Below are 2,494 nucleotides of genomic sequence, written 5' to 3'. Positions count from 1 at the left end.
TTTGTGTTAAAGAAGACCTCATGTCTTTATCCTGTAAATCCTTTAATCTGTGTAATCCTAGTTCAGACAATCCCTGATGGTTACTTGAATGTGACATTGTCAAATTAAAGAAGGCGTTATATCTTTCTCCTGTAAATCCTTTCATCCGTGCAATCCTGGTTCAGACAATCCCTGATGTTTACTTAAATGTGACATTGTCAAATTACTTCTTATGATAACTAACAGCCGTTAGTTGCCTACACACAAAATCCTGATGATATGTTAAAATAAGACTATGAGGTTTGTAGATGTAAAGAGCGACATCGCCTTTAAGAGGATATTTGGCAATGAAGCCAGGAAGGATATACTTATATCTTTTTTAAATGCCGTATTAGGTCTGAATGGGAATATGGAGATTGGTGAAATAACTATACTTAGCCCTTATCAGGCACCTAAGATAGATGAGCTGAAGTACACGGTATTAGACATCAGGGCCATAGACAAGAGGGGTGTAACGTTTATAATAGAGATACAGGTTCAAAGAGAGAAGGGCTTTGCTAAAAGGGTACTTTATTATACAAGCAAGGCATATATTAATCAGTTAGGTAAGGGAGAGAATTATCCCCTGTTAAAGAAAGTTATCTACATAGGGATAGTTGACTTTCAAGTTTTTGAAGGAGATAATTATTTAACAAAGCATTTAATTTTAAATACAGAGACATATAAAAACGAGTTGGACGACTTTGAGTTTAATTTTATAGAGCTGCCCAAGTTCAAAAAGAAAGAGGATGAGGTAGTGAATATAGTAGAGAAGTGGGTGTATTTCATAAAAAATGCTAATTCTCTGGAGATGGTACCTAAGTGTGCTGATTTCGCAGAGATAAAGGATGCCTATGAGATAGCAAATGCGAGTACGTGGGACAAAGAAGAATTCGAGATATATGAATATTGGCAGATCAAAATGCAGATTGGCAAAGGCGCCATAGAATACGCAGAGGAAAATGCCCGTATTAAAGGACAGCTTGAGGGTGAACGTCAAGGAATTATAAAAGGCAGGGCCGAAGGCAGGGCTGAAGGCAGGACTGAAGGCAAACTTGATGGCTTGCTCGAGGGCATAGAAGGTATGTTGGAGATCAAGTACGGTACTGCCGGATTGGAGATAATGGTGCATGTAAAAGAGTTGAGGTCTGTTGAAAAGCTGGAGGAGTTTAAGGTGTTGATCAAGACGTCTAAAACGCTTGATGAACTAAGGGGATTTTTTTTCTTCAATGACGATACGGCATGAGATAGAAGCTAGGGAGCGCCAATATCTGCACAACCGTGCCTGCCTGAGCGTCAACAGCAAGGGCAGACGAGTGCATGAGGCCGAGGGAGATATCCGGACGTGTTTCCAGCGTGACCGGGACAGGATAATCCATTCGAAGTCGTTTCGGCGCCTCAAGCACAAGACGCAGGTATTTTTGGCCCCGCGTGGGGACCACTACCGCACCCGCCTGACCCACGTCCTGGAGGTGTCGCAGATATCACGCACCATTGCCCGTGCCCTGCGTCTGAACGAAGACCTCACCGAAGCCGTAGCCCTGGGACACGACCTGGGACACACCCCCTTTGGACACGCCGGAGAGGCCGTGCTGAGGGAACTGCACAAGGACGGCTTTGACCACTACGTCCAGAGTCTGAGGGTTGTGGACTTCCTTGAAAAAAACGGCCGCGGCCTCAACCTCACTCACGAGGTACGCAACGGCATCATCAAACACTCAAAGGGCAAGGGCAACATCCTGCCGGCAGAGGCAGGAGAAGGCGCCGAAACACTCGAAGGTCAGATCGTCCGCGTCTCCGACGTCATAGCCTACGTAAACCACGACCTCGATGACGCCCTCAGGGCAGAGGCCATCACAGAGGCTGATATCCCACACGAAGTCGTTGCCATCCTCGGCAACAGACACTCCAAGAGGATAGACACGATGGTCAGGGACATTGTCTGCAACACCCTCTCTGTAGACCTGCAACGCCTGAAGATGTCTGACGAGGTGCTTCATGCCGTTGAGTTGCTGAGGGGGTTTCTGTACGAGCGCGTCTATGAGAGCGATTTTCTGAGGTCGGAGTTCAACAAGGCCAGGTATATCCTCAAGAACCTATATGACCACTACATCGCCCACCCTGAACTGGTCGTAGGTCAAGTACCGCAGCAGAGCGGCTCAGACCTCAACCAGATGGTATGCGACTTCATTGCAGGTATGACGGATACCTTTGCCCTGATGACATACGAACAGATATTTATCCCACAACGCTGGACTGTCTTTCAACAACGATGATATTCATCCCGCTTCATCCCCCCTGTAATGGGAGGAACGAGGCGCTCAGGCCACGAAGAACTCCCCGTAACCCCATAACGGAAGTTCCAGGGTAATAGTTCAGCTATACAATTGAAATGTTGTGTATATAGCACGTTTCGATTGGATTAAATACAAGATACATGGCATTTTTACGGGGTCAAGGGGACTGGTCCCCTTGC

Annotated in this window: 2 protein-coding genes; both read left to right on the top strand. The window is 46.4% G+C overall.

The window, feature by feature from the left end; all coding sequences use genetic code 11:
- The first annotated feature begins 274 nt into the window (after positions 1 to 274).
- Complete coding sequence (locus tag HWQ67_RS16215) at positions 275 to 1,264, top strand: Rpn family recombination-promoting nuclease/putative transposase (RefSeq protein WP_218253726.1); 990 nt, start codon at positions 275 to 277, stop codon at positions 1,262 to 1,264.
- Positions 1,248 to 2,294 (top strand): deoxyguanosinetriphosphate triphosphohydrolase, encoded by a 1,047-nt coding sequence (locus HWQ67_RS16210; RefSeq protein ID WP_218253725.1) that lies wholly within the window; start codon positions 1,248 to 1,250, stop codon positions 2,292 to 2,294. Before HWQ67_RS16215 ends, HWQ67_RS16210 begins: the two co-directional genes overlap by 17 nt.
- Positions 2,295 to 2,494 lie beyond the last annotated feature (200 nt).

The organism is Candidatus Magnetobacterium casense (assembly GCF_019173545.1).
Lineage (GTDB): Bacteria > Nitrospirota > Thermodesulfovibrionia > Thermodesulfovibrionales > Magnetobacteriaceae > Magnetobacterium > Magnetobacterium cryptolimnobacter.
Note: the sequence above shows the minus strand (reverse complement) of the source record. Positions and strands in the feature narration are given on the sequence as shown.

Excerpts from the sequence above, each read along its gene's own strand:
- HWQ67_RS16215 (WP_218253726.1), top strand. The coding sequence starts at position 275 with ATGAGGTTTGTAGATGTAAAGAGCGACATCGCCTTTAAGAGGATATTT.
- HWQ67_RS16210 (WP_218253725.1), top strand. The coding sequence starts at position 1,248 with ATGACGATACGGCATGAGATAGAAGCTAGGGAGCGCCAATATCTGCAC.